General features: G+C 66.6%; 21 protein-coding genes and 2 riboswitches. Of the genes, 13 read left to right on the top strand and 8 right to left on the bottom strand.

Translation table 11 applies throughout. From position 1 onward, the window contains the following. On the top strand, window positions 1-987 hold a 987-nt coding region (locus C5F46_RS13225; RefSeq protein ID WP_146160234.1), incomplete at its 5' end, for a YifB family Mg chelatase-like AAA ATPase. A gap of 11 nt (window positions 988-998) precedes the next feature. Here the strand turns inward: C5F46_RS13225 and gshB are convergent. From gshB to rsmI, 3 genes are read right to left on the bottom strand one after another with little or no spacing between them, the layout of a single operon-like run. Next, window positions 999-1,949, bottom strand: coding sequence for a glutathione synthase (gene gshB, locus C5F46_RS13220; RefSeq protein WP_107325815.1), 951 nt, complete (start codon window positions 1,947-1,949; stop codon window positions 999-1,001). 59 nt (window positions 1,950-2,008) lie between these two features. Further along, entirely contained in the window at window positions 2,009-2,365 is a 357-nt protein-coding gene (locus C5F46_RS13215) for a YraN family protein (protein ID WP_107325814.1), read from the bottom strand. A 14-nt stretch (window positions 2,366-2,379) separates the two neighbouring features. Continuing rightward, window positions 2,380-3,261 (bottom strand): 16S rRNA (cytidine(1402)-2'-O)-methyltransferase, encoded by an 882-nt coding sequence (rsmI, locus tag C5F46_RS13210; protein WP_107325817.1) that lies wholly within the window; start codon window positions 3,259-3,261, stop codon window positions 2,380-2,382. 155 nt (window positions 3,262-3,416) lie between these two features. Here rsmI and C5F46_RS13205 point away from each other — a divergent pair, with 155 nt between their 5' ends. The 3 genes from C5F46_RS13205 (at window position 3,417) to murJ (ending at window position 8,909) form a co-directional block, all read left to right on the top strand. Next, window positions 3,417-4,595 carry a penicillin-binding protein activator gene (locus C5F46_RS13205; RefSeq protein ID WP_107325813.1) on the top strand — a complete coding sequence of 393 codons (1,179 nt, stop codon included), beginning with the start codon at window positions 3,417-3,419 and terminating at the stop codon, window positions 4,593-4,595. An 85-nt stretch (window positions 4,596-4,680) separates the two neighbouring features. Further along, on the top strand, window positions 4,681-7,362 hold the full coding sequence (locus C5F46_RS13200; protein ID WP_407947337.1) for a [protein-PII] uridylyltransferase: 2,682 nt from the start codon (window positions 4,681-4,683) through the stop codon (window positions 7,360-7,362). Further along, on the top strand, window positions 7,362-8,909 hold the full coding sequence (gene murJ, locus C5F46_RS13195; protein WP_107325811.1) for a murein biosynthesis integral membrane protein MurJ: 1,548 nt from the start codon (window positions 7,362-7,364) through the stop codon (window positions 8,907-8,909). The genes C5F46_RS13200 and murJ overlap by 1 nt, the downstream gene beginning before the upstream one ends. Here murJ and C5F46_RS13190 read toward each other — a convergent pair. Then, on the bottom strand, window positions 8,906-9,592 hold the full coding sequence (locus tag C5F46_RS13190; protein WP_107325810.1) for a rhomboid family intramembrane serine protease: 687 nt from the start codon (window positions 9,590-9,592) through the stop codon (window positions 8,906-8,908). The genes murJ and C5F46_RS13190 overlap by 4 nt on opposite strands. A 94-nt stretch (window positions 9,593-9,686) precedes the next feature. On the opposite strand from C5F46_RS13190, the gene trpS reads away from it, so the two are divergent. Then, complete coding sequence (gene trpS, locus C5F46_RS13185) at window positions 9,687-10,724, top strand: tryptophan--tRNA ligase (RefSeq protein WP_107325809.1); 1,038 nt, start codon at window positions 9,687-9,689, stop codon at window positions 10,722-10,724. Between the two features lie 94 nt (window positions 10,725-10,818). On the opposite strand, the gene C5F46_RS13180 is transcribed toward trpS, so the two are convergent. Both C5F46_RS13180 and proS read right to left on the bottom strand, forming a co-directional pair. Further along, window positions 10,819-11,955 carry a cytochrome-c peroxidase gene (locus tag C5F46_RS13180; protein ID WP_107325808.1) on the bottom strand — a complete coding sequence of 379 codons (1,137 nt, stop codon included), beginning with the start codon at window positions 11,953-11,955 and terminating at the stop codon, window positions 10,819-10,821. A gap of 86 nt (window positions 11,956-12,041) precedes the next feature. Beyond that, window positions 12,042-13,379, bottom strand: a complete 1,338-nt coding sequence (proS, locus tag C5F46_RS13175) for a proline--tRNA ligase (protein ID WP_107325807.1) — start codon at window positions 13,377-13,379, stop codon at window positions 12,042-12,044. A 130-nt stretch (window positions 13,380-13,509) separates the two neighbouring features. On the opposite strand from proS, the gene C5F46_RS13170 reads away from it, so the two are divergent. The 4 genes from C5F46_RS13170 to C5F46_RS13155 are packed head-to-tail and all read left to right on the top strand — an operon-like array spanning window position 13,510 to window position 19,093. Continuing rightward, window positions 13,510-14,598: an AI-2E family transporter gene (locus C5F46_RS13170; protein WP_107325806.1), complete on the top strand. Its 1,089-nt coding sequence runs from the start codon at window positions 13,510-13,512 to the stop codon at window positions 14,596-14,598. A 1-nt stretch (window position 14,599) separates the two neighbouring features. Continuing rightward, the gene (locus C5F46_RS13165) at window positions 14,600-15,271 is read left to right on the top strand and encodes a P-loop NTPase family protein (protein ID WP_107325805.1); all 672 of its coding nucleotides are present in this window, start codon (window positions 14,600-14,602) and stop codon (window positions 15,269-15,271) included. A 54-nt stretch (window positions 15,272-15,325) separates the two neighbouring features. After that, window positions 15,326-17,491 carry an RNA degradosome polyphosphate kinase gene (locus C5F46_RS13160; RefSeq protein ID WP_107325804.1) on the top strand — a complete coding sequence of 722 codons (2,166 nt, stop codon included), beginning with the start codon at window positions 15,326-15,328 and terminating at the stop codon, window positions 17,489-17,491. Between the two features lie 45 nt (window positions 17,492-17,536). Next, entirely contained in the window at window positions 17,537-19,093 is a 1,557-nt protein-coding gene (locus tag C5F46_RS13155) for a Ppx/GppA family phosphatase (protein ID WP_107325803.1), read from the top strand. A gap of 21 nt (window positions 19,094-19,114) precedes the next feature. Here the strand turns inward: C5F46_RS13155 and thiD are convergent, their stop codons facing one another. Both thiD and C5F46_RS13145 read right to left on the bottom strand, forming a co-directional pair. Beyond that, window positions 19,115-19,915 (bottom strand): bifunctional hydroxymethylpyrimidine kinase/phosphomethylpyrimidine kinase, encoded by an 801-nt coding sequence (gene thiD / locus C5F46_RS13150; protein WP_107325802.1) that lies wholly within the window; start codon window positions 19,913-19,915, stop codon window positions 19,115-19,117. Next, window positions 19,912-20,349, bottom strand: coding sequence for an NUDIX hydrolase (locus C5F46_RS13145; protein ID WP_107325816.1), 438 nt, complete (start codon window positions 20,347-20,349; stop codon window positions 19,912-19,914). The genes thiD and C5F46_RS13145 overlap by 4 nt, the downstream gene beginning before the upstream one ends. Window positions 20,350-20,376: 27 nt before the next feature. Next, a riboswitch (TPP riboswitch) is annotated at window positions 20,377-20,492 on the bottom strand. A gap of 73 nt (window positions 20,493-20,565) precedes the next feature. Next, window positions 20,566-20,770, top strand: a riboswitch (cobalamin riboswitch). Between the two features lie 132 nt (window positions 20,771-20,902). Between C5F46_RS13145 and C5F46_RS13140 the strand changes: the two genes are divergently transcribed. The 4 genes from C5F46_RS13140 to C5F46_RS13125 form a co-directional block, all read left to right on the top strand. Next, window positions 20,903-22,762 carry a TonB-dependent receptor plug domain-containing protein gene (locus tag C5F46_RS13140; protein ID WP_168796832.1) on the top strand — a complete coding sequence of 620 codons (1,860 nt, stop codon included), beginning with the start codon at window positions 20,903-20,905 and terminating at the stop codon, window positions 22,760-22,762. After that, window positions 22,737-23,624, top strand: coding sequence for an ABC transporter substrate-binding protein (locus C5F46_RS13135; RefSeq protein ID WP_107325800.1), 888 nt, complete (start codon window positions 22,737-22,739; stop codon window positions 23,622-23,624). The genes C5F46_RS13140 and C5F46_RS13135 overlap by 26 nt, the downstream gene beginning before the upstream one ends. Continuing rightward, on the top strand, window positions 23,621-24,616 hold the full coding sequence (locus tag C5F46_RS13130) for a FecCD family ABC transporter permease (RefSeq protein WP_107325799.1): 996 nt from the start codon (window positions 23,621-23,623) through the stop codon (window positions 24,614-24,616). The genes C5F46_RS13135 and C5F46_RS13130 overlap by 4 nt, the downstream gene beginning before the upstream one ends. After that, window positions 24,613-25,361 (top strand): ABC transporter ATP-binding protein (locus C5F46_RS13125; RefSeq protein ID WP_107325798.1); only part of this gene is annotated, 749 nt, incomplete at its 3' end. The genes C5F46_RS13130 and C5F46_RS13125, both read left to right, overlap by 4 nt.

Raw genomic sequence — 25,361 nt, 5'->3', positions numbered from 1 at the left:
CCCGGCGAGGTGACCGCAGCCGGCGCCACCCGCGATTTCAGCGACGTGAAAGGCCAGGAACGCGCCAAGCGCGCACTGGAAATCGCCGCTGCCGGGCGGCACCATGTGCTGATGGTGGGGCCGCCCGGCTCGGGCAAGTCGATGCTGGCGGCGCGGATGCCCGGCATCCTGCCGCCGCTCAGCCCGGTCGAGGCGCTGGAAACCTCGATGGTCCATTCGCTGTCGGGGTTGCTGACCGAGGGCGGAATTTCGCGCAGCCGCCCGTTTCGGGAACCGCATCACACCGCCTCGATGGCCGCCATCGTGGGCGGCGGGCGCGGTGCGAAGCCGGGCGAAATCAGCCTTGCCCACAATGGCGTGCTGTTCATGGACGAGTTCCCCGAATTTCCCCGCGCCGTGCTGGAAACCCTGCGCCAGCCCATCGAGACCGGCGAGGTCGTGGTGGCTCGCGCCAATGCCCACATGCGCTACCCCTGCCGGTTCCTGTTGGTGGCCGCCGCCAACCCCTGCAAATGCGGCTACCTGACCGACCCCGCCCGCGCCTGCGCCCGCGTTCCCGCTTGCGGCGAGGACTATCTGGGCCGCATCTCGGGGCCGCTGATGGACCGGTTCGATCTGCGCCTTGAGGTGCCGCCGGTGGCCTATGCCGATCTCGATCTGCCCGCAACGGGCGAACCTTCGGCCAGCATCGCCGCCCGTGTCGCCACCGCCCGCGCCCGTCAGACCGCACGCTTTGCCGACCTGCCCGAGGTGCGGGTCAATTCCGAAGCAGAGGGCGCGCTGCTGGAAGAAATCGCCCGCCCAGACAGCGAAGGCCGCACACTGCTGACCCGCGTGGCCGAACGATTCGGGCTGACAGCGCGCGGCTATCACCGGGTGCTGCGGGTGGCGCGCACCATCGCCGATCTGGATGGATCAGAGGCGGTGCAGGCCCCTCACATCGCCGAGGCGGTCAGCTACCGCATCACCTTCCAGAAGGCGCAATAGGCCGGGGCGGCTCAGCCGCGCCCGGCACGCTTGTCCTCGATCACCTGCCAGATCATCGCGGCCACGTTGATGCCATCAAACCGCTCCAGCTCCTGAATGCCGGTGGGCGAGGTCACGTTGATCTCGGTCAGCCAGTCGCCGATCACGTCGATACCCACAAAAACCTGCCCCTTGTCGCGCAACACCGGGCCGATGGCGGCGCAAATCTCGCGGTCGCGGTTGGTCAGCCCGATCTTTTCCGGCCGCCCTCCTGCATGCATGTTCGACCGCGTCTCACCCACCGCGGGAACCCGGTTGATGGCGCCCACCGGCGCGCCGTTCACCAGGATAATGCGCTTGTCGCCTTTGGCCACATCAGGGATGAACTTCTGCGCAATCAGCGGCTCGCGGCTGAGACTGGTGAACAGCTCGTGCAGCGCCGACAGGTTGCGGTCGGCCGGGTCGAGCCGGAACACCCCGGCCCCGCCATTGCCATAAAGCGGCTTCAGGATGATGTCGCCATGCGTCTGCTTGAAATCGCGGATCGTGCCCAGATCACGCGCTATCAGCGTGGGTGGGGTCAGGTCGGGGAAATTCAGCACCAACAGCTTCTCAGGCGAATTGCGCACCCAGAACGGATCGTTCACAACCAGCGTCTGCGGATGAATCCGCTCCAGCAGATGGGTCGTCGTGATATAGCCCATGTCGAACGGCGGATCTTGCCGCAGCCAGACCACATCCCAATCGGCCAGATCGACCTCGACCTCGTCGCCCAGGGTGAAATGCGCGCCCTTCACGCGCTGCACGGTCAGCGGCCAGCCACGCGCCAGAACCCGCCCCTCGCGATAAGCCAGCCGGTCGGGCGTGTAGTAAAACAACCGGTGCCCCCGTGCCTGCGCCTCTTCGGCCAACCGGAAGGTGCTGTCGGCGTCGATGTTGATCGCGCCGATCGGGTCCATCTGGATCGCAATTTTCAAAGCCATGACCGCCCCCTTTTTCTGCCCCCTAGATGACGCAGCCGGGCCAGGGATGCAATCGGCCCTCAATCAAGCCCGAAGGCATTCTCGACAATCTCGATTCGGCCGACGGCATCGACCAACGCCACATCGAACCGGATCGCCGTGTTCAACCCCAGCGGCTCGCCCACCAGAAACTCGCTGGCCGAGGCATAGATCCGATCCATCTGCCGCCGCGAAAGCCGCTCGGCCGCGCGGGCGTGGCTGGCCGATTTCTTGACCTCGATAAAGATCAGCCCTGCCCCGTCGCGGGCGATCAGGTCGATCTCGCCGCCCGATCCGCGCCAGCGCCGCGCCGCGATTCCGCGCCCGGAGCGTTGATAATGGGCCGCCACCTGCGCCTCGGCCGCCAGACCCGCCTGATAGGATACCGCACCCGCCATCGTTCACCCCTTCCTCACTCTGCCTCATTCTCCAGCCGCAGCGCAGCCTGATAAACCTCGCGTCGTGGCAAGCCCAACGCCTCGGCCACCTCGGCCGCGGCGTCCTTCACCCGCATCCGGCCCAGCCGCTCGCGCAGCGCAGCCGTCACATCCGCCGCCTGCACCACCCGTGGCTGCGGCCGGTCCACCAGCACAACAATTTCGCCCTTCACGGTCTGATCGGCAAATTCCGCCGCCAGTTCCGAAATCGTGCCCCGCCGCACCTCTTCGAATCGCTTGGTCAGTTCCCGGCACACAACAGCCTGCCGTTCCCCTCCCAGACTTTGCGCCAGATCCCCTAACATTTCCCCAACGCGTTTCGGGGATTCGTAAAATATCAGCGTGGCCGGGACGGCGGCAAATTCGGACAGCCATTTGCGCCGCGCGCTGCCGGTCTTGGGCGGGAAACCGGCGAACAGAAACCGGTCCGAGGGCAGGCCCGACACCGTCAGCGCGGCCAGCACCGCCGAAGGCCCCGGCGCGGCAAAGACTGGATGGCCCGCGGCGATTGCCGCGCGCGCCAGTTGATAGCCCGGATCGGCCACCAGCGGCGTTCCCGCCTCCGAGGCATAGGCCACGCTCTGCCCGGCCTCCAGCGCGCGCAGCAACCGCGGGCGCTGCGCCTCGCCATTATGGTCGTGATAGGCGATCAGCGGGCGCCCCCCCAACGCGACACCGTGGATTTCCATCAGATGCCGCAGGCTGCGCGTGTCCTCGGCGGCGATCACATCGGCCACCGTCAGAATATCCAGCGCGCGCAGGGTGATGTCGCGGGCGGCCCCGATCGGCGTCGACAGGAAATGCAGCCCCGGCGCCAGTCGGCGACCGCCGGGCAACAGCCCCGATGCGGCGCCCATGGCACCGTCTTGCGCCGCATCCGGCAAGGTTTCGCCCGAATTCGTTCCGGCTGCCATCTCTGCCCCATTCCTTCAGTGCTGCAAGTTTACTTCGGCTCCTGAACCGCTTAGGCTCATTTTCACGACGTTCCCGTTCCAGATCATGAGGCCGCGCCATGTTTGCCGTTTTGCGCCCCCCCCGCAAGCCGCTCGTTCGTTTCGTCGCGCTGATGTCGGCGCTTTGGCTTGCGGCCTGCCAGCCCGTGGCGATGGGCGGCGGCTCTGGCCCAGCGCTCGACAAGGGCGCGGCGGTTCCGGTTGCGCTTCTGGTGCCTTCGGGCTCGGGAAATTCGGGCGACGAAGTGCTGGCGCGCGCGCTGCGGCAGGCGGCGCAACTGGCGATTGCCGATCTGCAGGGCGTGCAGATCGACCTGCGGGTCTACAACACCGGCGGCTCGCCCGCGCAGGCGGCGGCCAGCGCCAGCAAGGCGGTGGACGAGGGTGCCAAGATCATTCTGGGGCCGGTCTATGCCGAGGCGGCCAATGCCGCCGGGCTGGCGGCGGCGGCGCGCGGGGTGAATGTGCTGTCGTTCTCGAACAACACCGACATCGCGGGCGGCAACGTCTTCGTTCTGGGCCAGACATTTGCCAACACCGCCAACCGGCTGACCGACTATGCCGCGGGTCATGGCAAGAAACGCATCCTGATCGTGCATGAACAGACCACTGCGGGCGAAATCGGCGCCCGCGCGATCGAGGGGGCCATCGCCCGGTCGGGGGCCAGCCTTGCGGGCAAGGCCTCGTTCCCGTTCTCGCAGGATGGGCTGGTCGCGGCACTGCCCCAGATCGTGGGGCAGGCGCGCAGCAGCGGGGCCGATGCCACCTTCCTGACCGCCGATGCCGCGGGCGCGCTGCCGATGCTGGCCACGCTTTTGCCCGAACAGGGCCTGCGCCCCGAGACGATGCAATATATTGGCCTGACCCGATGGGATATTCCGCCCGCTACGCTGGCGCTGCCCGGTGTGCAGGGAGGCTGGTTCGCACTGCCCGATCCGGGGCTGAACGCGCAGTTCCAGAACCGCTACCGGGCCGCCTATGGCGAGGCGCCGCACCCGATCGCGGGGCTGGCCTATGACGGCATCGCCGCAATCGGCGCGCTGGTGAAATCGGGGCGCCCCGATGCGCTGGGCCGGGCCGCGCTGACCCAGGGCGCCGGTTTCGTCGGCGTCAGCGGCGTATTCCGCCTGCGCCCTGACGGCACCAACGAACGCGGCCTTGCGGTGGCCCAGATCCGCAACAACCAGGTGATCGTGATTGACCCAGCTCCCAGACGTTTTGGCGGCGCCGGCTTCTGAGCCGGCGCAGCACCTGCCCCACCCCGCCGTCGCACGGTCCAACGCGCCCAGCCTGCTTGACGACCCCGCCGGTTTTCGCGCTGCGCTGCTTGCCGAGCTCGCGCCCCTGTCCGACAGCCGCGAAATCCGCGCGCTCGCAGTGCAGCACCTGACCGAGGCGCGGCGCGTCGGCTGCGAAGCGATCGCCGCCGATCTGGCCAGCCATCCGCGCGCCGCACGCGACACCGTGCGCGCCTATGCCCGGCTGACCGATGGCATCGTGCTGACCGTTCTGGCGGTGGCCTGTGACGTTCTGCACCCGCTGCCGAACCCGACCGAGGGCGAACGGATCGCGGTGCTGGCTGTGGGCGGCTATGGCCGCGCCGAAATGGCGCCTGGATCAGACCTCGACCTGCTGCTGCTGACCCCCTGGAAAGTGACGCCCTGGGCCGAAAGCATCGTCGAAAGCATGCTTTACATGCTGTGGGACATGAAGCTGAAGGTGGGCCATGCCGTTCGCACCGTAAAAGACTGCCTGCGGCTGGGGCGCGAAGATTACACGATCCGCACCGCGTTGCTGGAACACCGCTTCATCGGCGGGCACGAACCGCTGGCCGCCGAACTGCGCGACCGGCTGCGGGCCGAACTGTTCCGCGGCACCGAGGCAGAATTCATCGAGGCCAAGCTGGCCGAACGCGCCGAACGCCACCGCCGTCAAGGCGGCCAGCGCTATGTGCTGGAACCCAACGTCAAAGAGGGCAAGGGCGGGCTGCGCGATCTGCAAACCCTCTACTGGATTGCAAAATACATCCATCAGGTCGAGAGCGCAGCCGAGCTGATCGACCAGGGCGTGTTTACCGCCGAAGAACACGACGCCTTCCACGAGGCGGAGGGTTTTCTATGGGCGGTGCGGTGCCATCTGCATCTGATTTCGGGGCGGGCCTCGGATCAGTTGACCTTCGACACCCAGGTCGAGGTCGCCCGCCGCATGGGCTATGAAGACAGCGCCGGCCGCCGCGCGGTCGAACATTTCATGCAGGATTATTTCCGCCACGCCACCCGCGTGGGCGAGTTGACGCGCATCTTCCTGACCGCGCTGGAGGCCCGCCACGTCAAGCGTGCGCCGATGCTGGAACGCATCTTCCGCCGCCGCCGCAAGCTGAAACCGGGCTACCGCGAAGATGGCAACCGGCTGGGCATCACCGACCCCAAGGCGTTCCTGTCAGATCCGCTGAACCTGCTGCGCCTGTTCGAAGAGGGCTTGCGCACCGGCCTGTTGATCCACCCCGAGGCGATGCGGCTGGTTGCGGCCAACCTGCCCCTGTTCGAAGACATCCGCGAGGATCGCGAGGCGGGGCGCATCTTTCTGGATCTGATGCTGAAACACGGCAACCCCGAACGCGCGCTGCGCCGGATGAACGAGATCGGCGTGATCGCGGCCTTCATCCCGGAATTCGAGCCGATCGTGGCGATGATGCAATTCAACGTCTACCACCACTACACGGTGGACGAGCACACGATTCAATGTATCTCGACGCTGGCGCAAATCGAGCGCGGCGAACTGGTCGAGGAACTGCCGCTGTCGTCGTCGATCCTGACGGCGGGGGTCAACCGTCGGGTTCTGTATGTCGCGCTCTTGCTGCATGACATCGGCAAGGGCCGCCCCGAGGATCACTCGATCCTTGGCGCGCAGATCGCGCGGCGGGTGGCGCCCCGCCTGGGGCTGAACCACGAGGAATGCGAAACCGTCGAATGGCTGGTGCGCTATCACCTTCTGATGTCGGACATGGCGCAAAAGCGCGACCTGTCGGACCCACGCACGTTGCGCGATTTCGCCAAGGCGGTGAAAACCAAGAAGCGGCTGGATCTGCTGACGGTGCTGACGGTCTGCGATATCCGCGGCGTCGGCCCCGGCACCTGGAACAACTGGAAGGCCATGTTGCTGCGGCGGCTTTTCAGCGAAACTGCCGCGGCGCTGGAAACCGGGCTGGAGGCGGTCAACCGCGATCAGCGCGCCGACGAGGCCAAGCGCGCCCTGCGCGAGGCACTGGCCGACTGGGACGCGCGCGACCTTCGCGCCGAACTGGGCCGCCACTATCCGCCCTACTGGCAGGGCCTGCCCACCGATACGCAGGCGGTCTTTGCCCAGCTTCTGCGCGGCATCGGCGATGATGAGATCCGCATCGACCTGCACCCCGACCCCGACCGCGACGCCACCCGCGCGGCCTTTGCGCTGGCCGATCACCCCGGCATCTTTTCGCGGCTGGCGGGCGCGCTTGCACTGGTGGGGGCAAACGTCGTCGATGCGCGCACCTATACCTCGAAAGACGGCTATGCCACCGCCGTGTTCTGGGTGCAGGACGCCGAGGGCCGCCCCTACGAGGCCGCCAAGCTGCCGCGGCTGCGGCAGATGATCGACAAGACGCTGAAGGGCGAGGTGGTGGCGCGCGAAGCACTGGCCGACCGCGACAAGGTGAAAAAGCGCGAACGCGAATTTCGCTTTCCCACCCATATCAGCTTCGACAACGAGGGCTCGGACATCTACACGATCATCGAGGTCGATACCCGCGACCGCCCCGGCCTGCTGTTCGACCTGACGCGCACCCTTGCCAACAACACCATCTATATCGCCAGCGCCGTGATCGCGACCTTTGGCGCGCAGGTGGTCGATACTTTTTACGTCAAGGACATGTTCGGCCTGAAACTGCACTCGCGCGCGAAACAGGAGGCGTTGGAGAAAAAACTGCGGCAGGCCATTGCCGAGGGCGCCGAACGGGCGGCGCGCTGATGCAGCCGATCCGTCTGGTCAAGGGCTTCGTCACCGTGGGCGGCTGGACCCTGCTCAGCCGGGTCGCGGGCTTTGCGCGCGACATTCTGATGGCCGCCTATCTGGGCGCAGGCCCGGTAGCCGAGGCGTTTCTGGTGGCGTTTTCGCTGCCCAACATGTTCCGTCGTTTCTTCGCCGAGGGCGCCTTCAACATGGCCTTCGTGCCGATGTTCGCCAAAAAATACGAATCGGGCGACGACCCTGAGGGTTTTGCCCGCGATGCCTATTGGGGCATGGTCGGGGTTCTGGTGCTGTTCACGCTGGCGGGCATGGCGGCGATGCCGTGGCTGGTGCTGGCGATGGCGGCGGGCTTTGCCGATGATCAGCGGTTCGATCTGGCGGTGGTCTATGGCACCATCGCCTTTCCCTACATCCTGTTCATCTCGCTGACCGCGCTTTTGTCGGGGATGCTGAATGCGGCGGGGCGGTTCATGGCCACCGCCGCCGCACCCATCCTGCTGAATGCGGTTTTCGTGGCCGCCATGCCGCTGGCTGACTGGATGGGCTGGCCGATGGGGCGCACACTGGCCTGGGCGGTGCCGGTGGCGGGCGTGGTGCAACTGGCCACGATCTGGTGGGCGGTCCGGCGCGCGGGCTTTCGCCTGCCGTTCCGCTGGCCGCGACTGACGCCCGAGCTGAAGCGGCTGGCGGTGATCGCGGCGCCTGCGGTTCTGGCTGGGGGGGTGGTGCAGATCAACCTGATCGTAGGTCGTCAGGTCGCCAGCTTTACCGAGGGTGCGGTGGCGTGGCTGTCTTATGCGGACCGGCTTTATCAGCTTCCCTTGGGCGTCGTGGGCATTGCCATCGGCGTGGTGCTGCTGCCCGACCTGTCGCGGAGGCTGCGCGCGGGCGATGCCGCGGGCGGGCAGGCCAGCTTTAACCGCGGCGCGGAATTTGCGCTGATGCTGACGGTTCCGGCAGCGGTGGCGCTTGTGCTGATCGCGCGACCGCTGGTGGAGGTTCTGTTCCAGCGCGGCGCCTTTGGCCCCGACGATACCGCCGCCACCGCTCTGGCGCTGGCGGCCTATGGGCTGGGCCTGCCCGCCTTTGTGCTGCACAAGGTGTTGCAGCCGCTGTTCTACGCACGCGAAGATACCCGGCGCCCGTTCTATTACGCGGTGGTGTCGATGGTGGTGAACGCGGTTCTGGCGGTGGGGCTGATGCCGCTGATCGGTTTCATGGCGGCCGCGCTGGCTACCACCCTGTCGGCCTGGGCGATGGTGGCGCAACTGTGGTGGGGCAGCCGCGGCATGGGCGAGGCGGCGCATCTGGACGCGCGCTTTCGTGCGCGGATCTGGCGCATCGTGCTGGCCGCGGCGGGCATGGGGGCGGCCTTGTGGCTTGCTGCCGATGCGCTGGCGCCGATGCTGGCGCAAGGCGGGCTGCGTTATGCGGCCCTGGGCGCGCTGGTGGCGCTGGGGATCGGGGTCTATTTCGCGCTGGGGCTGCTGATCGGGGCGTTCCACCTGTCAGATTTCCGCTCGGCCCTGCGGCGGCGGCGGCCCTAGCGCCGCCGCATCCGCGCCAGCACCTGCTGCCAGCCCCCCGGCGCCAGCAGGAACGACAGCGCGAAACCCGCGACAAAGCCCGAAACCTCGGCCACCCAATCCCAGCTTCCACCGAACAGCACGCCAAAGATCAGTTGAATCCCCAGCAGAAACCCGATCAGCGTAAAGGCGCGCGCACGGTTGGCGTTTTCCGCCCCCAGCCGCGCCCACAAGATCCAGGTAAACCCGCCCACCAGCCCATAAACCGCCGGATAGCCGCCATAAAGCGGCTGGCTGAGGCCAGGGACGGCGGTATAAACCAGCGCCCCGGTCAGCGCCGCGCCGAAAAAGATCACGATCACTGCGATCGGCCGCAGCACCTCGCCCACCATCTTGCCCAAAGCCAGCAGAAACACCAACACCATCAGCGCATGGGTGATGCTGCCATGCACGAAGGGATAGGTCACGAACCGCGCCAGATGTTCGGGCGGGAACAGGCTGCGGTCCAGCATCGCGCGCAGAATGTCGGGCGAAAAGGAAAACCGCTGCAACGCATCCAGCCGCCAACCCACCGCCTGCGGCCCGCCCGCCAGCCCCGACTGGCCAAGGCTGAACACCGCCTCAAGCGCCACCACCGGCAGCGCCAGCGCCCAGACCGACCAGGGGAGCGGGTTTACCGGGGCGGTATCGTATCCGTCACGCATGTTCGTCTCCTCCGGGCGTCGGTTGACGCCCCGTTCCCCCAGCGATAAGCGAGACGCAAGCCGATTTCCAGCCCGCCAGCCCCGGAGAGTGCAGATGACCCAAGCCCCCCGCCCCAATGCAGCCTTCAAGCCCCGCATCTTTTCGGGCATCCAGCCTTCGGGCGGGCTGACGCTGGGCAACTATCTGGGGGCGTTGAAACGGTTTGTGGAAAAGCAGGATGAGGGGATCGAGACGATCTATTGCCTCGTCGATCTGCACGCCATCACCGTCTGGCAAGACCCCGACAAACTGCGCCAGCAGACACGCGAGGCCGCGGCGGCCTTTCTGGCGGCGGGCATCGACCCGAAACGCTCGGTCCTGTTCAACCAGAGCCAGGTTTCGGCCCATGCCGAACTGGGCTGGATCTTCAACTGCGTGGCGCGGCTGGGCTGGATGAACCGGATGACCCAGTTCAAGGACAAGGTCGGCAAGAACAGCGAAAACGCCAGCCTTGGCCTGTATGCCTATCCCTCGCTGATGGCCGCCGACATTCTGCTGTATCACGCGACCATGGTGCCGGTGGGCGAGGATCAGAAACAGCATGTAGAGCTGACCCGCGACATCGCCGCCAAGTTCAACCATGACTTTGGCGTGGACTTCTTCCCCGCGCCCGAGCCGGTGATCGAGGGCGCCGCAACCCGCGTCATGTCGCTGCGCGACGGCACCAGGAAGATGTCGAAATCCGACCCGTCGGATGCCAGCCGCATCAACCTGACCGATGACGCCGACACGATCGCAGCCAAGATCCGCAAGGCCAAGACCGACCCCGAACCGCTGCCCGAAACGCTTGACGGGCTGAAGGACCGCCCCGAGGCGCGCAATCTGGTGAACATCTACGCCGCGCTGTCGGGCAAGATGCCCGAGGCGGTGCTGGCCGAATTTGCCGGGCAGGGATTTGGCCTGTTCAAGCCGGTGCTGGCCGATATCGCGGTCGCGACGCTGGCGCCGATCTCGGCCGAGATGGGGCGACTGATGGCCGACCCGGCCGAAATCGACCGGATTCTGGGCGAGGGCGCCGACCGGGCCGAGCCGATTGCGCGGCCGATCCTGAACCGGACGCTGGATATTCTGGGCATGGTGCGGCGGGGGTGATCGGGATGCGCCGCACAGACGCCTCCGACCCAACCACCGCAGGGTGCGCCTTCACCGCGCACCAACCCTTCCCCTGTGCCGTCATCGACCGGCCTTATCGGTCGGTCAACAAAGGCTCATAGCGCGCATCGGTCAGCGTTTCCAGAAAAGCCACCAGCGCATCGATGCGCTGATCATCCAGCGCGGGGCCGGTTTCCAGTTCTGTCAGCGACAGGTTTTCCGCCACCTCGGGCGCGGCCCAGCCCTGCCCGGTTTCGGGGTTGATCTGCCGGTGCGGCAGGCGCGAATTGTATTTGTTGTAAAACAGAATGACCGTGCGCAAGTCGTCAAACACGCCATTGTGCATGTAAGGCCCGGTTACCGCGACGTTGCGCAGCGTGGGCACGCGGAACTTGCCCGACTGCGCAGGGTCGGTGACCGCCGGATTGTCCAGCAGCCCGCGGTCCACATGTCCGGGCGCCACGCCATTCACAGCCCGCGCCGCACGGTTCGGCGGGGTGCCGATGTTGTGATACTCATAGTTGGAAAAGGTCTCGTCGGCGGCCACAGGCGCGGCACGCAACTGGTGGCAAATGTTGCAATTGGTAAACTGTGAAGAGAAGAACAAAACCCGCCCCAACTCCTCCTGATCGGTCAGTTCCACCTCGCCGCGCAGGTAGCGGTCGTATTTCGAGGTGAAGGGGGCGAAGTCCTCGGTCGTCTCATAGGCGGCAATCGCGCGGGTCATCGCCGCATAGGCAGCCTCGGGGTCGGTGGTCGATCCGCCAAAGGCCGCAAGGCTGGCGGCGTGGCGGGCATCCTCGGTCAGCCGGGCCAGCACCGCGGCCTTGTCGGTCATGCCCATTTCCACCGGGTTCAGCGGCGGCCCCCCCGCCTGATCGGCCAGCGTTGCCGCCCGCCCGTCATGGAACAGCCCGCCGCGATACGTTCCCTCGGGCGTCAGCCCAAAGGGCGGGACAAAGCGGGCATAGGAGGCCGTGGGGGCGTTGCGGTCGCCCAGGCTTGCGCCATCATCGCCCAGGCTGACGGCCCGCCCCGCCGCCGTCTGGCGCGGATCGACAAAGCCGAAATCGGGGGAATGGCAGGTCGCACAGGCCTGTGTGCGGTTGGCCGACAGGTTCACGTCGAAGAACAGCGCCTCGCCCCAGGCTTCCAGGCTGGAATAGGCCCCCTCGCCCGCCAGCGCGGCCCCCGCCGCCAGTGCCAGAACCGCCCCGCCCCAGATCTTCATGCCCAAACCCCATGCAAAACACCGCCCCCGGGGATCGGAGGCGGCGACTGACTAAAACACTCAGGCATTGCGGCGTCAAGCCGGGATCAGACCCCCGCGTAAATCTGCGCAACGCGGTCCACTGCGGCCTCGGGGCTCATTTCTTCGCTGAGGCCGGTGCGGCGACTGGTCAGTTCGACCACACCGTTTGCCAGACCACGAGGGCCCACGGTGATGCGCCAGGGCAGGCCGATCAGGTCCATCGTCGCGAATTTCGCGCCCGCCCGTTCGTCGCGGTCGTCATAAAGCGGATCAAGCCCCTTGGCGACCAGCGCCTTGTAAAGCCCCGCACAGGCCGCATCGGCCGCCGTGTCGCCCTGTTTCAGGTTCACGATGCCGCAATGGAACGGGGTGACGCCCTCGGGCCAGATGATGCCCTTTTCGTCGTGGTTGGCCTCGATCAGCGCCCCCAGCAGGCGCGACACGCCAATACCGTGGCTGCCCATTTCCACCGGCACGCGGCTGCCATCGGGGGTGACGACGGTCGCGCCCATCGCTTCGGAATATTTGGTGCCGAAATAGAAGATCTGGCCCACTTCGATACCGCGGCCGACGCGGCGGCGGTCTTCGGGGATCTGGTTGAACAGCGCCTCGTCATGGGTTTCATCGGTGCGGGCATAGGCGCGGGTGAATTCCTCGCAGATCGCGGCCACCTGCGCGCGGTCGTCATAATCCACCACGCGGTCGCCCAGCTTGAGGTCGGGCACGCGGGCGTCATAGAACACCTCGGACTCGCCGGTGGAGGCCAGCACGAGGAATTCGTGCGTATTGTCGCCGCCGATCGGCCCCGAGGCGGCGCGCATCGGAATCGCGGTCAGCCCCATGCGTTCATAGGTGCGCAGATAGCTGACCATGTGGCGGTTGTAGGCATGCAGCGCATCGTCGCGCGTCAGGTCAAAGTTGTAGCCATCCTTCATCAGAAACTCGCGCCCGCGCATCACGCCAAAGCGGGGGCGCACCTCGTCGCGGAACTTCCACTGGATGTGATACAGCGTCAGCGGCAGATCCTTGTAGCTGGACACATGGCTGCGGAAGATGTCGGTGATCATCTCCTCGTTCGTCGGCCCATACAGCATGTCGCGGTCATGCCGATCCTTGATGCGCAGCATTTCCTGACCATAGTCGTCATAGCGCCCCGACTCGCGCCACAGGTCGGCCGGTTGCAGCGTGGGCATCAGCAGCGGAATGTGCCCCGCGCGGATCTGTTCTTCATGCACGATCTGTTCAATCCGGCGCAGCACCCGAAAGCCCAGCGGCAGCCACGAATAGATGCCCGCCGCCTGCTGCTTGATCATGCCCGCGCGCAGCATCAGCCGGTGACTGACAATCTGCGCCTCGGCGGGATTTTCCTTAAGAACCGGCAGGAAGTAGCGGGACAGGCGCATCGGGCGGACCTCGTATTGAAAACTTGCATTTCGTCTATGCCATCCACATCTGGCAGGCAAGAGCACCCCCGGCGGCTTGCGCGGGGCCGGGCTTTGGGCGACAGTCGCCGCCAGCAAGAGGAAGACCACAATGGCATTGCCGGTTCGGCAGCAGATAACCTACTGGGGCGGGGCGGTTGCCCTGCTGACGCTGGCACTGTGGGGCCTTGGCAATGTGATGGTGCCGTTCCTTGTGGGCGGGGCGATCGCCTATTTCATGGACCCGGTGGCCGACCGGCTGGAACGGCTGGGCCTTAGCCGGGTCGGCGCGACGGTGATCATCTCGCTGGCGGCGCTGACGGCAATGGCGGTGGCGGCGATCCTGATATTGCCGATGGCGATACGGCAGGGCGCGCAACTGGTGGCGCTGACGCCGGAAATGGCCGGGCAGCTCCAGCAGTTCATGTCGGCCCAGTTCCCCAGCCTCAGCGACGAGGGCAGCGTGCTGCGTGATGGGCTGGCGGCGCTGGCCGATGCGGTCAAGGCGCGCACCGGGGCGCTGGTCGAGGGGGTTCTCAGTTCGGCCAAGGGGCTGGTCAGCGCGGCAGTCTTTGTCGTCGTGGTGCCGGTGGTGTCGTTCTACATGCTGCTGGACTGGGACAAGATCGTGGCCAAGGTTGACGGCTGGCTGCCACGCGACCATGCCCCGGTGATCCGCATCCTGATGCGCGACATCGACCGCGTTCTGGCCGGGTTCCTGCGCGGGCAGTTGATGGTCTGCCTGGTGCTGGGCATCTTCTATTCGGTGGCGCTGATGCTGGCGGGCTTGCAGGCGGGGCTGGTGGTGGGTGCGATTGCCGGGGCGATCACCTTCATCCCATATGTCGGCGCGCTGATCGGGGGGGCCCTGGCGATCGGGCTCGCGCTGTATCAGTTCTGGGGGGACTGGATGTCGATCGGCATCGTCGCGGGCATCTTTGCGGTGGGGCAGTTTCTGGAAGGCAACATCATCACCCCCAAGCTGATGGGCAATTCGGTGGGCCTGCATCCCTTGTGGCTGATCTTTGCGCTGTCTGCCTTTGGCACACTGTTCGGCTTTGTAGGGATGCTGGTCGCGGTGCCGATGACCGCTGTCATCGGGGTGCTGACGCGGTTCTCGATCTCGCAATACCTGACCAGCAGGCTCTATCGCGGGCTTGTCGGGATGGAAGCCGACAAGACCAGGATCGAGGACGCCTGACATGGGCCGCCAGTTGACCTTCGATCTGGGCTTCTGGCCCGGCATGGGGCGTGGCGATTTCTTTGTCTCGCCCGCCAATGCGCTGGCGCTGGCCACGCTGGATGCGGGCGGCTGGCCGGGCGGCAAGCTGATCGTGATTGGCCCCGAGGGTGCAGGCAAGACGCATCTGGCCACGCTTTGGGCGACCGAACAGGGCGCCGCGATGGTGCAGGCCGCGCGCCTGACGCCCGAAGCGGCACCAAGGCTGGCCGCCGCCCGCGCCGTGGTGGTTGAGGACGCCCAGCACCTTGCCGCGACGCCGGGGGCGGAAACGGCGCTGTTTCATTTGCATAACCTTCTGGCGGCCGAAAGCGGGCGGCTGGTGCTGACCGCCACCACGCCCCCACGCGACTGGGGCCTGGCCCTGCCCGATCTGGCCAGCCGGGTGCTCGCCGCCGCCTCGGTCCGCTTGCAGCCGCCCGACGATGCGCTGCTCTCGGCGGTCATGGTCAAGCTGTTTGGCGACCGCCAGATCACCGTCGATCCCGCTATTATCGCCTTTCTGACAAGCCGGATGGACCGGTCGCTGGCCACCGCCCGCGCACTGGTGGCTGAACTCGATCTTCGCGCCCTGCAAAAGGGGGGGCCAGTGACCCGCGCATTGGCCATCGAAGCGCTGGACAGCATGTCCTGATGGCCCCAAGATGACTGTCACAGCGCCATTACAAAGCAGACAGATAAGCGCAGCATGACACAGGCAGATTTTCTCAAATCCCCGTTCCCCGCCCCGGTCGAGATGCCCGCAGAGGTCATTTCCGGCCCTCAGCGTTTTTTCAACCGCGAGCTGTCGTGGCTCGCCTTCAACTGGCGCGTGCTGGACGAGGCCAAGAACCCCCGCGTGCCCTTGCTGGAACGGCTGCGGTTCTTGTCGATCTCGGCCACCAACCTTGACGAATTCTACACCGTCCGCGTGGCGGGCCTGCGCGAACTGGTGCGCGAGGGCAATGCCACCCCCTCGGATGACGGGCTGACCCCGGCCGAACAACTGGTGCAGATCAACGCCGACGCCCGCCGCCTGATGGAAACCCAGCAGACCACCTGGAACAAGATCAAGCGCGAGATGGAGGCGGAGGGAATAGTCCTTCTGACACGTTCCAAGATCACAAAACGCGATGCAACCTTTCTGAAAGAGCACTTTATCAACAAGGTGTTCCCGGTGCTGTCGCCGCTGGCGATCGACCCGGCGCACCCGTTCCCGTTCATTCCGAACACCGGCTTCTGCCTTGCGCTGGAGTTGGAACGTGAAACCGACGGACGGCGGTTGCAGGCGCTGCTGCCGATCCCGCAGCAGATCGCCCGTTTTGTGCGGCTACCCGGCGAGGCGCGTTTTCTGCCGCTGGAAGAGTTGCTGCTGTTGCATCTGAATTCGCTGTTTCCCGGCTACCGCGATACAGGGCATTGCGGCTTTCGGGTGCTGCGCGACAGCGACCTTGAGGTCGAGGACGAGGCCGAAGACCTTGTGCGCGAATTTGAAACCGCGCTGAAACGCCGCCGCCGCGGTCAGGTGATCCGCATGAAGATCACCGCGGGCGCGCCCGAGCGGTTGCGCGCATTGGTCATGCATGAACTGGACGTGACGCCCGATGAGGTGGTCGAGGTGCGCGGGGTGCTGGGCATTTCGGACCTGAAGGAACTGGTGCTGAACACCCGCCCCGACCTGCTGTGGCCCACCTTCACCCCGCGCGTGCCCGAACGGGTGCAGGACCACGACGGCGACATGTTCGCCGCGATCCGGCAAAAGGACATGCTGCTGCATCACCCCTACGAAACCTTCGACATGGTGATCCGGTTTCTGGAACAGGCCGCCCACGACCCCAACGTGCTGGCGATCAAGCAGACGCTCTACCGCACCTCGCGCGACAGCCCGATTGTCTCGGCGCTGTGCGAGGCCGCAGAGGCGGGCAAGTCTGTCACCGCTCTGGTAGAACTGAAGGCGCGCTTTGACGAGGCCGCCAACATCCGCCAGAGCCGCCGGCTGGAACGGTCGGGCGCGCATGTGGTTTACGGCTTTATCAACTACAAGACCCACGCCAAGATCAGCACCGTGGTCCGGCGCGAGGGCGACAACCTTGTGACCTATACCCATTACGGCACCGGCAACTATCACCCGATCACCGCGCGCATCTATACCGACCTTTCGTTTTTCACCTGCGACGCGGCCTTGGGACGCGATGCGACCAAGGTATTCAACTATCTGTCGGGCTATGTTCAGCCCGAGGGGCTGGAAAACATCGCCATTTCCCCGATCACGCTGAAACCGCGCCTGCTGGAGATGATCGCGCGCGAGGCCGAATTTGCCCGCGCCGGGCGGCCTGCGATGATCTGGGCCAAGATGAACAGCCTGATCGACCCCGATGTGATCGACGCGCTCTATGCTGCCTCGAACGCGGGGGTAAAGATCAATCTGGTGATCCGCGGCATCTGCGGCGTGCGCCCCGGCATCCAGGGGCTGAGCGAGAATATCCGCGTCAAATCCGTCGTCGGGCGGTTTCTGGAACATTCGCGCATCGTCTGTTTCGGCAATGGCTTTGGCCTGCCCTCGAAACGGGCGCGGGTCTATATCTCGTCGGCGGACTGGATGGGCCGCAACCTGACGCGGCGGGTGGAAACGCTGGTGGAAATAACCAATGACACCGTCAAGGCGCAGATCGTCGGCCAGATCCTGGCCGCCAACCTTGCCGACGAGGCGCAAAGCTGGATTTTGCAGCCCGACGGCAGTTTCATCCGCCATCTGCCCGAGGATGGCGAGGCGCTGTTCAACTGCCACCGTTTCTTCATGGAAAACCCCTCGCTTTCCGGGCGAGGCAGCGCGGGGGCCAAAGACGTTCCAAAGCTTGCCCACAGCACCGACTAAAGGGTAAGGCTTCCTCCGAAGCGCGACTCACGCTGGGATGGAACGATGACCGGATGGACCGAGGCCCATGACGACGATTGGGACCCTTTTGGCAGGCCGATCTTCGAGGACGATTCGACCCGCGCGCTGAGCCGGGTCGGCGTGGTCGATGTCGGCTCCAACTCGGTGCGGATGGTGGTGTTCGACGGGGCTGCCCGTTCACCCGCCTATTTCTATAACGAAAAGGTCATGGCCGGGCTGGGGCTGGGGCTGGCTGAAACCGGCCGGCTGAACCCGGCCGGGCGCAGCCGCGCGCTGTCGGCACTGAAACGCTTTGCGATTCTGGCGCGTGGCATGGGCATCGAGCCGCTGACCTGCGTCGCCACCGCCGCCGTGCGCGAAGCCGCCGACGGCCCCGAATTCCGCCGTCAGGTCGAACGCGAAACCGGGCTGAAGCTGCATGTCATCGACGGCGCCGAAGAGGCGCGGCTGTCGGCGCAGGGGGTGCTGGTGGGCTGGCCCGAAGCCGAGGGGCTGGTCTGCGACATCGGCGGCAACTCGATGGAACTGGCCGAGGTTGCAAATGGTCAAATCGGACGCCGCGTAACCTCGCCGCTTGGCCCCTTTCGGTTGCAGATGGTGCCGGGCGACAAGTCTGCGCTGGTCGATCACATTCGCACTGTCATAGCCGATCTGGCTGAAAAGATGGGCTCCGACCACGACCGCATCTATCTGGTCGGCGGCAGTTGGCGCGCCATCGCCCGGCTGGACATGGAGCGGCGCGGCTATCCGCTGACCGTGCTGCATGAATACCGCATGGGCCCCGATTGTGTTGCGCGAACCGTAGCCTGGCTGGAAAAAGCCGATCTTGAGGCGTTGCGCGCCCGCACCGGCCTGTCGGCTGCGCGGATGGAGCTGGTGCCACTGGCCGCGCTGGTGCTGCGCGAACTGATGCAAGGCTTTCATCCCAAAGAAATTGCGATCTCGTCCTACGGTATCCGCGAGGGGCTGCTGTATGAACAGATGCCCGACAAGCTGCGCCGCCGTGACCCGCTGATCGAATCTTGCCGCCATGCCGAACGCACGATGGCGCGGATGCCGGGGTTTGGCAAAAAGCTGTTCGCCTTTATCGAGCCGCTGTTTCCCAACGCTCCGACCGAACGACTGCGGCTGATCCGCGCCGCCTGCCTGCTGCATGACACGACATGGCGCGCCCACCCCGACTATCGCGCGCAAAGCTGTTTCGACAACGTCACCCGCGCCAATCTGGGGGCGCTGTCGCATCCCGAACGGGTGTTTCTGGGGGTGGCGCTGCTGCACCGCTATCGCAACTCCCGCGCGGGTTCGCCGATGGAGGCGGTCTTTGCCCTGCTGGACGAACAACAGTTGCAAGAGGCCGAAATCCTGGGCAAGGCGATGCGCTTTGGCGCGATGTTCTCGATCCAGTCGCCCGAAGAGGCCGGGGCGCTGAAGCTATATCCCAAGAAAAAAGCGCTGGAACTGACGCTGACCAAACGCGGCGCAGGGCTTTTTGGCGAGGTGGCCGAGGCGCGCTTTGCCGCGCTCGCCGCGGCGCTCAAGGCGCAACCCCGTGTGATCCGGCCCGAGCCTGGGACCGGCTGACGCGGCTGCGCCCGCAGCGTTTCACCCCTGCCAGTGCGCGTGGAAATGGTGCAACGGGCCATGGCCCTGCCCCACATCCAGTTGATCGGCGGCGGCAAGGGCCGCCGTCAGATAGGCCTTGGCGCGGCCCACGGCCTCGGGCACAGGATAGTGCGGCAGGGCTGCAGCAATCGCCGCCGACAGGGTGCAGCCGGTGCCGTGCGAATTGCGCGTGGCGATCCGGGGGGCGGAAAATTCGGTCAGGCCCGGCGCGCCGAACAGCATGTCCACGCTGCTGTCGCCCTCCAGATGACCGCCCTTCAGCAGCACCCAGCCCGGCCCCAGCGCGTGCAGATCAGCGGCGCTTGCGCGCATCTGCTCAACCGTCCAGTGCGGGCGGGCGCGCAGCAGCACCTCAGCCTCGGGCAGGTTCGGGGTGATGACGCTCGCCAGCGGCACCAGCCGGTCGCGGATTGCGTCCTCGGCCTCGGCGCGCAGCAACGGATCGCCGCTTTTGGCCACCATCACCGGGTCCAGCACGATGTTGCGCGCGCCATGCGCGGCCAGCCGGTCGGCGATGATTTCGGCGATGGCGGCGGTGGCGACCATGCCGATCTTGACCGCATCGACGCGCACATCGTCAAACACCGCGTCGATCTGATCGGCGACAAAGCCGGGGTCAAGCGTCACGAACGACCGCACGCCTTGGGTGTTCTGCGCCACCACTGCGGTAATCGCGGCCATGCCATAGGCGCCATTGGCCGCAAAGGTTTTCAGATCCGCGTGAATCCCGGCGCCGCCAGTGGGGTCGGTGCCCGCGATACTCAGAACATTGGCGATCATTGCCCGGCCTCCGGCCCCAGCCGCGCGGCGGCCAGATGCACCAGCGCCGCCACGCCGTCGCTCAGATCCAGCTTTGCCATCTCCTCCGGTGTCACCCAGCGCGCCTCTTGGGCGTCGTCGCCCGCGACCGGCTCGCCCGCGCGCCAGCGGCAAAGCTGCGCGATCAGAACAAAGTGATGGGCCAACGCCCCGCCCGCATCATGCGCCAGCACGTCGAGCGCGGTCAGCACGCCCACAGCCTCGGCCTCGACCCCGGTTTCCTCGCGCAGTTCGCGCAAGGCGGCAGCGGCAAGCGTTTCGCCCGGCTCGATCCGGCCGCCGGGAAAGCCCCAGCGCCCGGCGTCGGGCGGATTGGCGCGACGCACCAACAGCGCGCAGCCGCCGCGCAGCACAACGGCAATGGCGGCAGGAACGGGGGGCGGAAGCTGGGGCATCGGCGGGCCTTTCGTGGTGGCCGGCACGGGAACGGCAAGGCCCGTCCCTGCGCCGGCATGATCCGGATCAGGTTCAAAGGGTCACTGCGCTGGCACGCCCGGCAGCCTCTCAGCCCCCTGTCGGGGCTCCCCTCGGCAGGCCGATCCTAGCGCGCGCCGCGCCGGAGCGAAAGCGGCAAGCGGCCCACCGGGGGTTGACTCCGCCCCTTAACCAAAGCATCACGAATGGGCTTTGGTTCTGATGGCTTGCCATCGGATGAAAAGGGAACAGCGGTGCGGCCACCCGGCCAATTCCGCGGCTGCCCCCGCAACTGTAAGCGGCGAGCAACGGCTGACAATGCCACTGGGAAAACACCCCCGGGAAGGCCAGCCCGAGCCCAGACCCGCGAGCCAGGAGACCTGCCACGGCGATCACCCATTTCCGGCGCGGGGCGCGACCGGGAAGCGGTTCGTCCGCAGAGGTGACATCCACCGTCTGCGCGGGCCTGCCCTTCGCAGACATGTCACAGACCAGGCGGCCGCCAGACAGGCGCCCGCAAAACCGGATGATATGATGCACACCACCCGCCTGCCCCTGATGCTTGGCGCCAGCCTGATCGCCCTTGGCGCCCTGCCCGCACTGGCCGAAGAAATCATCGCCCTGGACGAAATCACCGTCAGCGCCAACCTTGAAGAAACCGGAATCGACAAATCCGGCAGCAGCGTGGTTGTGATCACCGAGGACGATCTGCAAAAGACCGCCGACACCCGCGTAACCGATTATCTGGCCCGTCTGCCCGGCGTTTCGCTGCGCGGCAACGGCCCGATCGGTACAACCACCGCGATCGTGTTGCGCGGGGCACCCGTGCAATACGTCCCGGTTCTGGTGGACGGGATCGACGTGACCGACCCAGCGGGCGACAAAACCGATTTCGACTTTGCCACACTGACCACCGGCGACATCAGCCGGATCGAGGTGCTCAAGGGCAGCCAGTCTGCGCTTTACGGGTCGCATGCCGTGGGGGGGGTGATTAACATCACCACCAAACGCGCCAGTGCGATCGGCACCGAACAGCAGGCCGCGGTGGAATACGGCAGCTATGCCACCAAAACTGGCAGCTATTCCTGGGCCACGAAATCGGACCGCGCCGAACTGGCCTTCACGCTGTCGCATATGTCCACCGAGGGGTTCTCGGCCAAGGATGAGAACGACGGCAACTTTGAGGCTGACGGCTTCCGCGCCAACCGCCTCAGCTTTTTCGGGCAGTATGAACTCGACACCGGTGCCCTGATCGGGCTGAACGGGTTTATCGAGGACAGCCGGGGGCATTTTGACGATTTTGCCGGCGACACGCCTGCCAGCGCCGGTAATGATTTCACGGACCGACGCAACATCGGCCTGCGCGCCTTCACCCAGTTCAGCACCGGCGCGGTGGATCACAAGCTGGACCTGACGCATTTCCGCAGCAACCGGGTGAGCACCTCCGACACCAGTTGGCCCGCGGGGGCGACCTATTTCAACGGAACCCGAGACAAGCTGGCCTATCAGGGCGCAACCGACCTGGGCGCGCAGGCGCGGCTGGTGTTTGGCGCCGATACCGAGCGTGAGAAGGTCAAGGGCGGCGGCGCTGCCTGGATGACCGGCGCCTTTGCCGAACTGGGCTGGGCGCCGTCGGACCGGATCGACGTGACCGCAACCGTCCGACAAGACCATCATTCGCGCTTTGGCGATTTCACCTCAGGCCGTCTGGCGGCGGTCTATCGCGCGCGCGAAGACCTTTTGTTCCGTGCCGCCCTTGGCAACGGCTTCCGTGCCCCCTCGCTCTATGAGCTTTACGGGCCCTATGGTGACCCGTCGCTGCAACCCGAAGAAAGCCTGAGCGCCGAGATCGGCGTGGAAAAACGCTGGGGCGATCTGGCCACGCTGCGCGCCACTGCCTTTTATCTGGAAGCTGAGGATCTGATCTTTTATCTGGAAGCTGAGGATCTGATCGGCTTCAACGGTACATCGACGATCTGCGGTCAGCCCTTCGGCTGCTATGCGCAGGTTCCGGGGCAATCGCGCCGCTCGGGCCTTGAACTGGAGGGCACCTACACGCTGTCCGACCGGGTCGAACTGGGCGCGGCCTATACCTACACCGACAGCTCCACTTCGGTCGGCTGGGCAGGCGTTGCGCGGCATGACGTGACGCTGTTTGCCACCGCGGCGCTGACCGATGCCCTGTCGGGCACCGTTTCGGTGCAGAACGTGGCCGATAGGCCCGACGGGCTGGCCGACTACACTCTGGCCAATGCCACGCTGAGCTATGATTTCGGCACCGGCCACGAAGCCTATCTGCGCGTGGAAAACCTGTTTGACGAGGAATATCAGACCGTCAAGGGCTATGGCACATCGGATCGGGCACTCTATGTCGGCCTTCGTGCGTCGTTCTAAGGCCCTGCTGGCAGGCCTGGCGCTGGTGCTGGGCCTGTCTGCCCCCGCCGGGGCGGAACCGCCGCGGCGGGTGGTGTCGATCAACCTGTGCACCGATCAACTGGCACTGCTGATCGCGGCGCCGGGGCAGTTGGTGTCGGTGTCGAACCTTGGCCAGGATGCGATGCTGTCGGCCATGGCCGACCGCGCGGCGGCGTTTCCCGCCAACCGTGGGCAGGCCGAAGAGGTGTTTCTGATGCGCCCCGATCTGGTGCTGGCGGGCACCTTCACCACGCAGGCCACGGTCGATCTGCTGCAACGTCTGGGGGTGCCGGTGGCGCAGTTTCCGCCGGTCTCGTCGCTGGACGATCTGCGCGACGGCATTGTGCGGATGGGCGCGGCACTGGGCCGCGAGGCGGTGGCCGACGAGATTGTCGCGCGGTTTGACGCCGATCTGGCAGCGCTCAGCGCGACCGCGCCGGTGGGCACAGCCCGCCCGCGCGCCGCACTTTATTACCCCAACGGCTATTCGCTGGGCGACCGGACGCTGGCGGGCCAGGTTCTGGCGGCTGCCGGTCTGGCCAATGTCGCCGCCGAGGCCGGGCTGCATCATGGCGGCCATCTGGCGCTGGAACAGCTAGTGCTGGCCGATCCTGACCTGATCCTGACGGGGCGGCGCTATCCCACGCCCGCGCGCGCGCAGGACGTGCTGGATCACCCCGCCCTGACCGCCGGGTCCGGGGCGGCGCGGCGCGGCAATATCGACGACCGCGACCTGATCTGCGGCACCCCGCAAGTGCTGAAGGCGCTGGCCGATCTGGTCGCCCGGCGGCAGGCACTGGCCGCCCCCGCCCCCGCACCAGAGGTGGAGGCGGGAGGATGAAATTTCCGGTCCTGATCGGCGCGCTGGGGCTGCTGGTGGCGGGGCTGTTTGCGGCCTCGCTGCTGGTCGGGCCTGCGGCGATCGGGCTCTCGGAAAGCCTGTCGGCACTGATCCGCGGCGGTGCCGATGGCGATGCGGTGGCGGTGGTGATGCGCGAGGTGCGGCTGCCGCGCGCGCTGCTGGGGGCGATGGTGGGCGCGGCGCTGGGTCTGTCAGGCGCGGCGATGCAGGGTTTTTTGCGCAACCCGCTGGCGGAACCGGGGCTGATCGGCACCTCGGCATCCGCGGCGCTGGGGGCGGTGCTGGCAATCCAGACCGGGTTTGCCGCAGCCTTCACGCTGGCGCTGCCGCTGTCGGCGCTGGTGGGGGCGGTGCTGTCGGTGCTGCTGATCGTGGCGCTGGCGGGGCCGCGCGGCTCGGCGCTGGTGCTGATCCTTGCTGGTATCGCGGTATCGGCGCTGGCGGGGGCCTGCACCGCGCTGGTGCTGAACCTGTCGCCAAACCCCTATGCGGCGGCTGAAATCGTGTTCTGGATGATGGGCTCGCTCGCCGACCGGTCGATGACCCATGTCTGGCTGGCCGCCCCGCTGATGGCGCTGGGCGCGGCAATGATCCTGCCGATGGGGCGTGGGCTGAATGCGCTGACGCTGGGCGAAGATGCGGCGGCCTCGCTGGGCGTGGCATTGGGGCGGATGCGGCTGATGCTGGTGCTGGGCACCGCGGCGCTGGTGGGCGCGGCCACGGCGGTGGCGGGCGCCATCGGCTTTGTGGGGCTGGTGGTGCCGCATATCCTGCGCCCGCTGGTGGGGGCGCTGCCGTCGCGGCTGCTGCCCGCCTCGGCGCTGGGCGGCGCGGCGATGGTGCTGGCGGCTGATATTGCCGTGCGCCTGATCGCGCCCGACCGCGACCTGAAGCTGGGCGTGCTGACCGCGCTGGTGGGGGCACCGTTCTTTCTGCACCTGATCTGGCGCACGCGGAGCGAGGGAATATGACCGCGCCGCGGCTGGACCTTGACAATCTGACGGTCACCCGCAGCGGGCGCACGCCGCTTGCCGGTGTCAGCCTGTCGGTCGGGCCGGGCGAATTTGTCGGGCTGATCGGCCCCAACGGTGCGGGCAAGACCACGCTGATGCGCGCGGCCCTTGGCCTGATCCCGTCAACCGGGCGGTCAAGCCTTGCAGCGCTGCCGCCCGCCGCGCGCGCCGCGCAGGCGGGATGGATGCCACAGGCGCGCGAAATCGCATGGCCGGTGACGGTGGAAATGCTGGTGATGCTGGGCCGCACCCCGCATCTGCCGCCCGGCGGCCATCCCGGCGCCCACGACCGCGCCGCGGTGGACCGCGCTCTGGAGCGGATGGACCTGACCACCCTGCGCCGGCGCCGCGCCACCGAACTGTCGGGCGGCGAACAGGCGCGTGTGCTGATTGCCCGCCTGCTGGCGCAGGACACGCCGCTGGTTCTGGCCGACGAGCCGACCTCGGGCCTTGACCCCGCGCATCAGATCACAGCAATGCAGACATTTGCCGGGCTTGCCGCCGAGGGGCGGGCGGTTGTGGCCTCGCTGCACGATCTGGGGCTGGCGGCGCGGCATTGCACGCGGCTGGTCCTGCTGGAGGCAGGCCGCGTCGCCGCCGATGGCCCGCCCGCGGCGGTGCTGACCACCGAAAACCTGGCCCGCGTCTTTGGCATCACCGCGCATTTCGCGCAGACGCCCGACGGCCCTGTCTTTCAGCCGCT

It is taken from the genome of Phaeovulum veldkampii DSM 11550, assembly GCF_003034995.1.
Taxonomy (GTDB): domain Bacteria; phylum Pseudomonadota; class Alphaproteobacteria; order Rhodobacterales; family Rhodobacteraceae; genus Phaeovulum; species Phaeovulum veldkampii.
Note: the sequence above shows the minus strand (reverse complement) of the source record. Positions and strands in the feature narration are given on the sequence as shown.

What these genes read in the sequence shown, in the direction of transcription:
- gshB (WP_107325815.1), bottom strand. Translation starts at nt 1,949, where the DNA reads ATGGCTTTGAAAATTGCGATCCAGATGGACCCGATCGGCGCGATCAAC.
- C5F46_RS13215 (WP_107325814.1), bottom strand. Translation starts at nt 2,365, where the DNA reads ATGGCGGGTGCGGTATCCTATCAGGCGGGTCTGGCGGCCGAGGCGCAG.
- rsmI (WP_107325817.1), bottom strand. Translation starts at nt 3,261, where the DNA reads ATGGGCGCCGCATCGGGGCTGTTGCCCGGCGGTCGCCGACTGGCGCCG.
- C5F46_RS13205 (WP_107325813.1), top strand. Translation starts at nt 3,417, where the DNA reads ATGTTTGCCGTTTTGCGCCCCCCCCGCAAGCCGCTCGTTCGTTTCGTC.
- murJ (WP_107325811.1), top strand. Translation starts at nt 7,362, where the DNA reads ATGCAGCCGATCCGTCTGGTCAAGGGCTTCGTCACCGTGGGCGGCTGG.
- C5F46_RS13190 (WP_107325810.1), bottom strand. Translation starts at nt 9,592, where the DNA reads ATGCGTGACGGATACGATACCGCCCCGGTAAACCCGCTCCCCTGGTCG.
- trpS (WP_107325809.1), top strand. Translation starts at nt 9,687, where the DNA reads ATGACCCAAGCCCCCCGCCCCAATGCAGCCTTCAAGCCCCGCATCTTT.
- C5F46_RS13180 (WP_107325808.1), bottom strand. Translation starts at nt 11,955, where the DNA reads ATGAAGATCTGGGGCGGGGCGGTTCTGGCACTGGCGGCGGGGGCCGCG.
- proS (WP_107325807.1), bottom strand. Translation starts at nt 13,379, where the DNA reads ATGCGCCTGTCCCGCTACTTCCTGCCGGTTCTTAAGGAAAATCCCGCC.
- C5F46_RS13170 (WP_107325806.1), top strand. Translation starts at nt 13,510, where the DNA reads ATGGCATTGCCGGTTCGGCAGCAGATAACCTACTGGGGCGGGGCGGTT.
- C5F46_RS13165 (WP_107325805.1), top strand. Translation starts at nt 14,600, where the DNA reads ATGGGCCGCCAGTTGACCTTCGATCTGGGCTTCTGGCCCGGCATGGGG.
- C5F46_RS13160 (WP_107325804.1), top strand. Translation starts at nt 15,326, where the DNA reads ATGACACAGGCAGATTTTCTCAAATCCCCGTTCCCCGCCCCGGTCGAG.
- C5F46_RS13155 (WP_107325803.1), top strand. Translation starts at nt 17,537, where the DNA reads ATGACCGGATGGACCGAGGCCCATGACGACGATTGGGACCCTTTTGGC.
- thiD (WP_107325802.1), bottom strand. Translation starts at nt 19,915, where the DNA reads ATGATCGCCAATGTTCTGAGTATCGCGGGCACCGACCCCACTGGCGGC.
- C5F46_RS13145 (WP_107325816.1), bottom strand. Translation starts at nt 20,349, where the DNA reads ATGCCCCAGCTTCCGCCCCCCGTTCCTGCCGCCATTGCCGTTGTGCTG.
- C5F46_RS13140 (WP_168796832.1), top strand. Translation starts at nt 20,903, where the DNA reads ATGCACACCACCCGCCTGCCCCTGATGCTTGGCGCCAGCCTGATCGCC.
- C5F46_RS13135 (WP_107325800.1), top strand. Translation starts at nt 22,737, where the DNA reads ATGTCGGCCTTCGTGCGTCGTTCTAAGGCCCTGCTGGCAGGCCTGGCG.
- C5F46_RS13130 (WP_107325799.1), top strand. Translation starts at nt 23,621, where the DNA reads ATGAAATTTCCGGTCCTGATCGGCGCGCTGGGGCTGCTGGTGGCGGGG.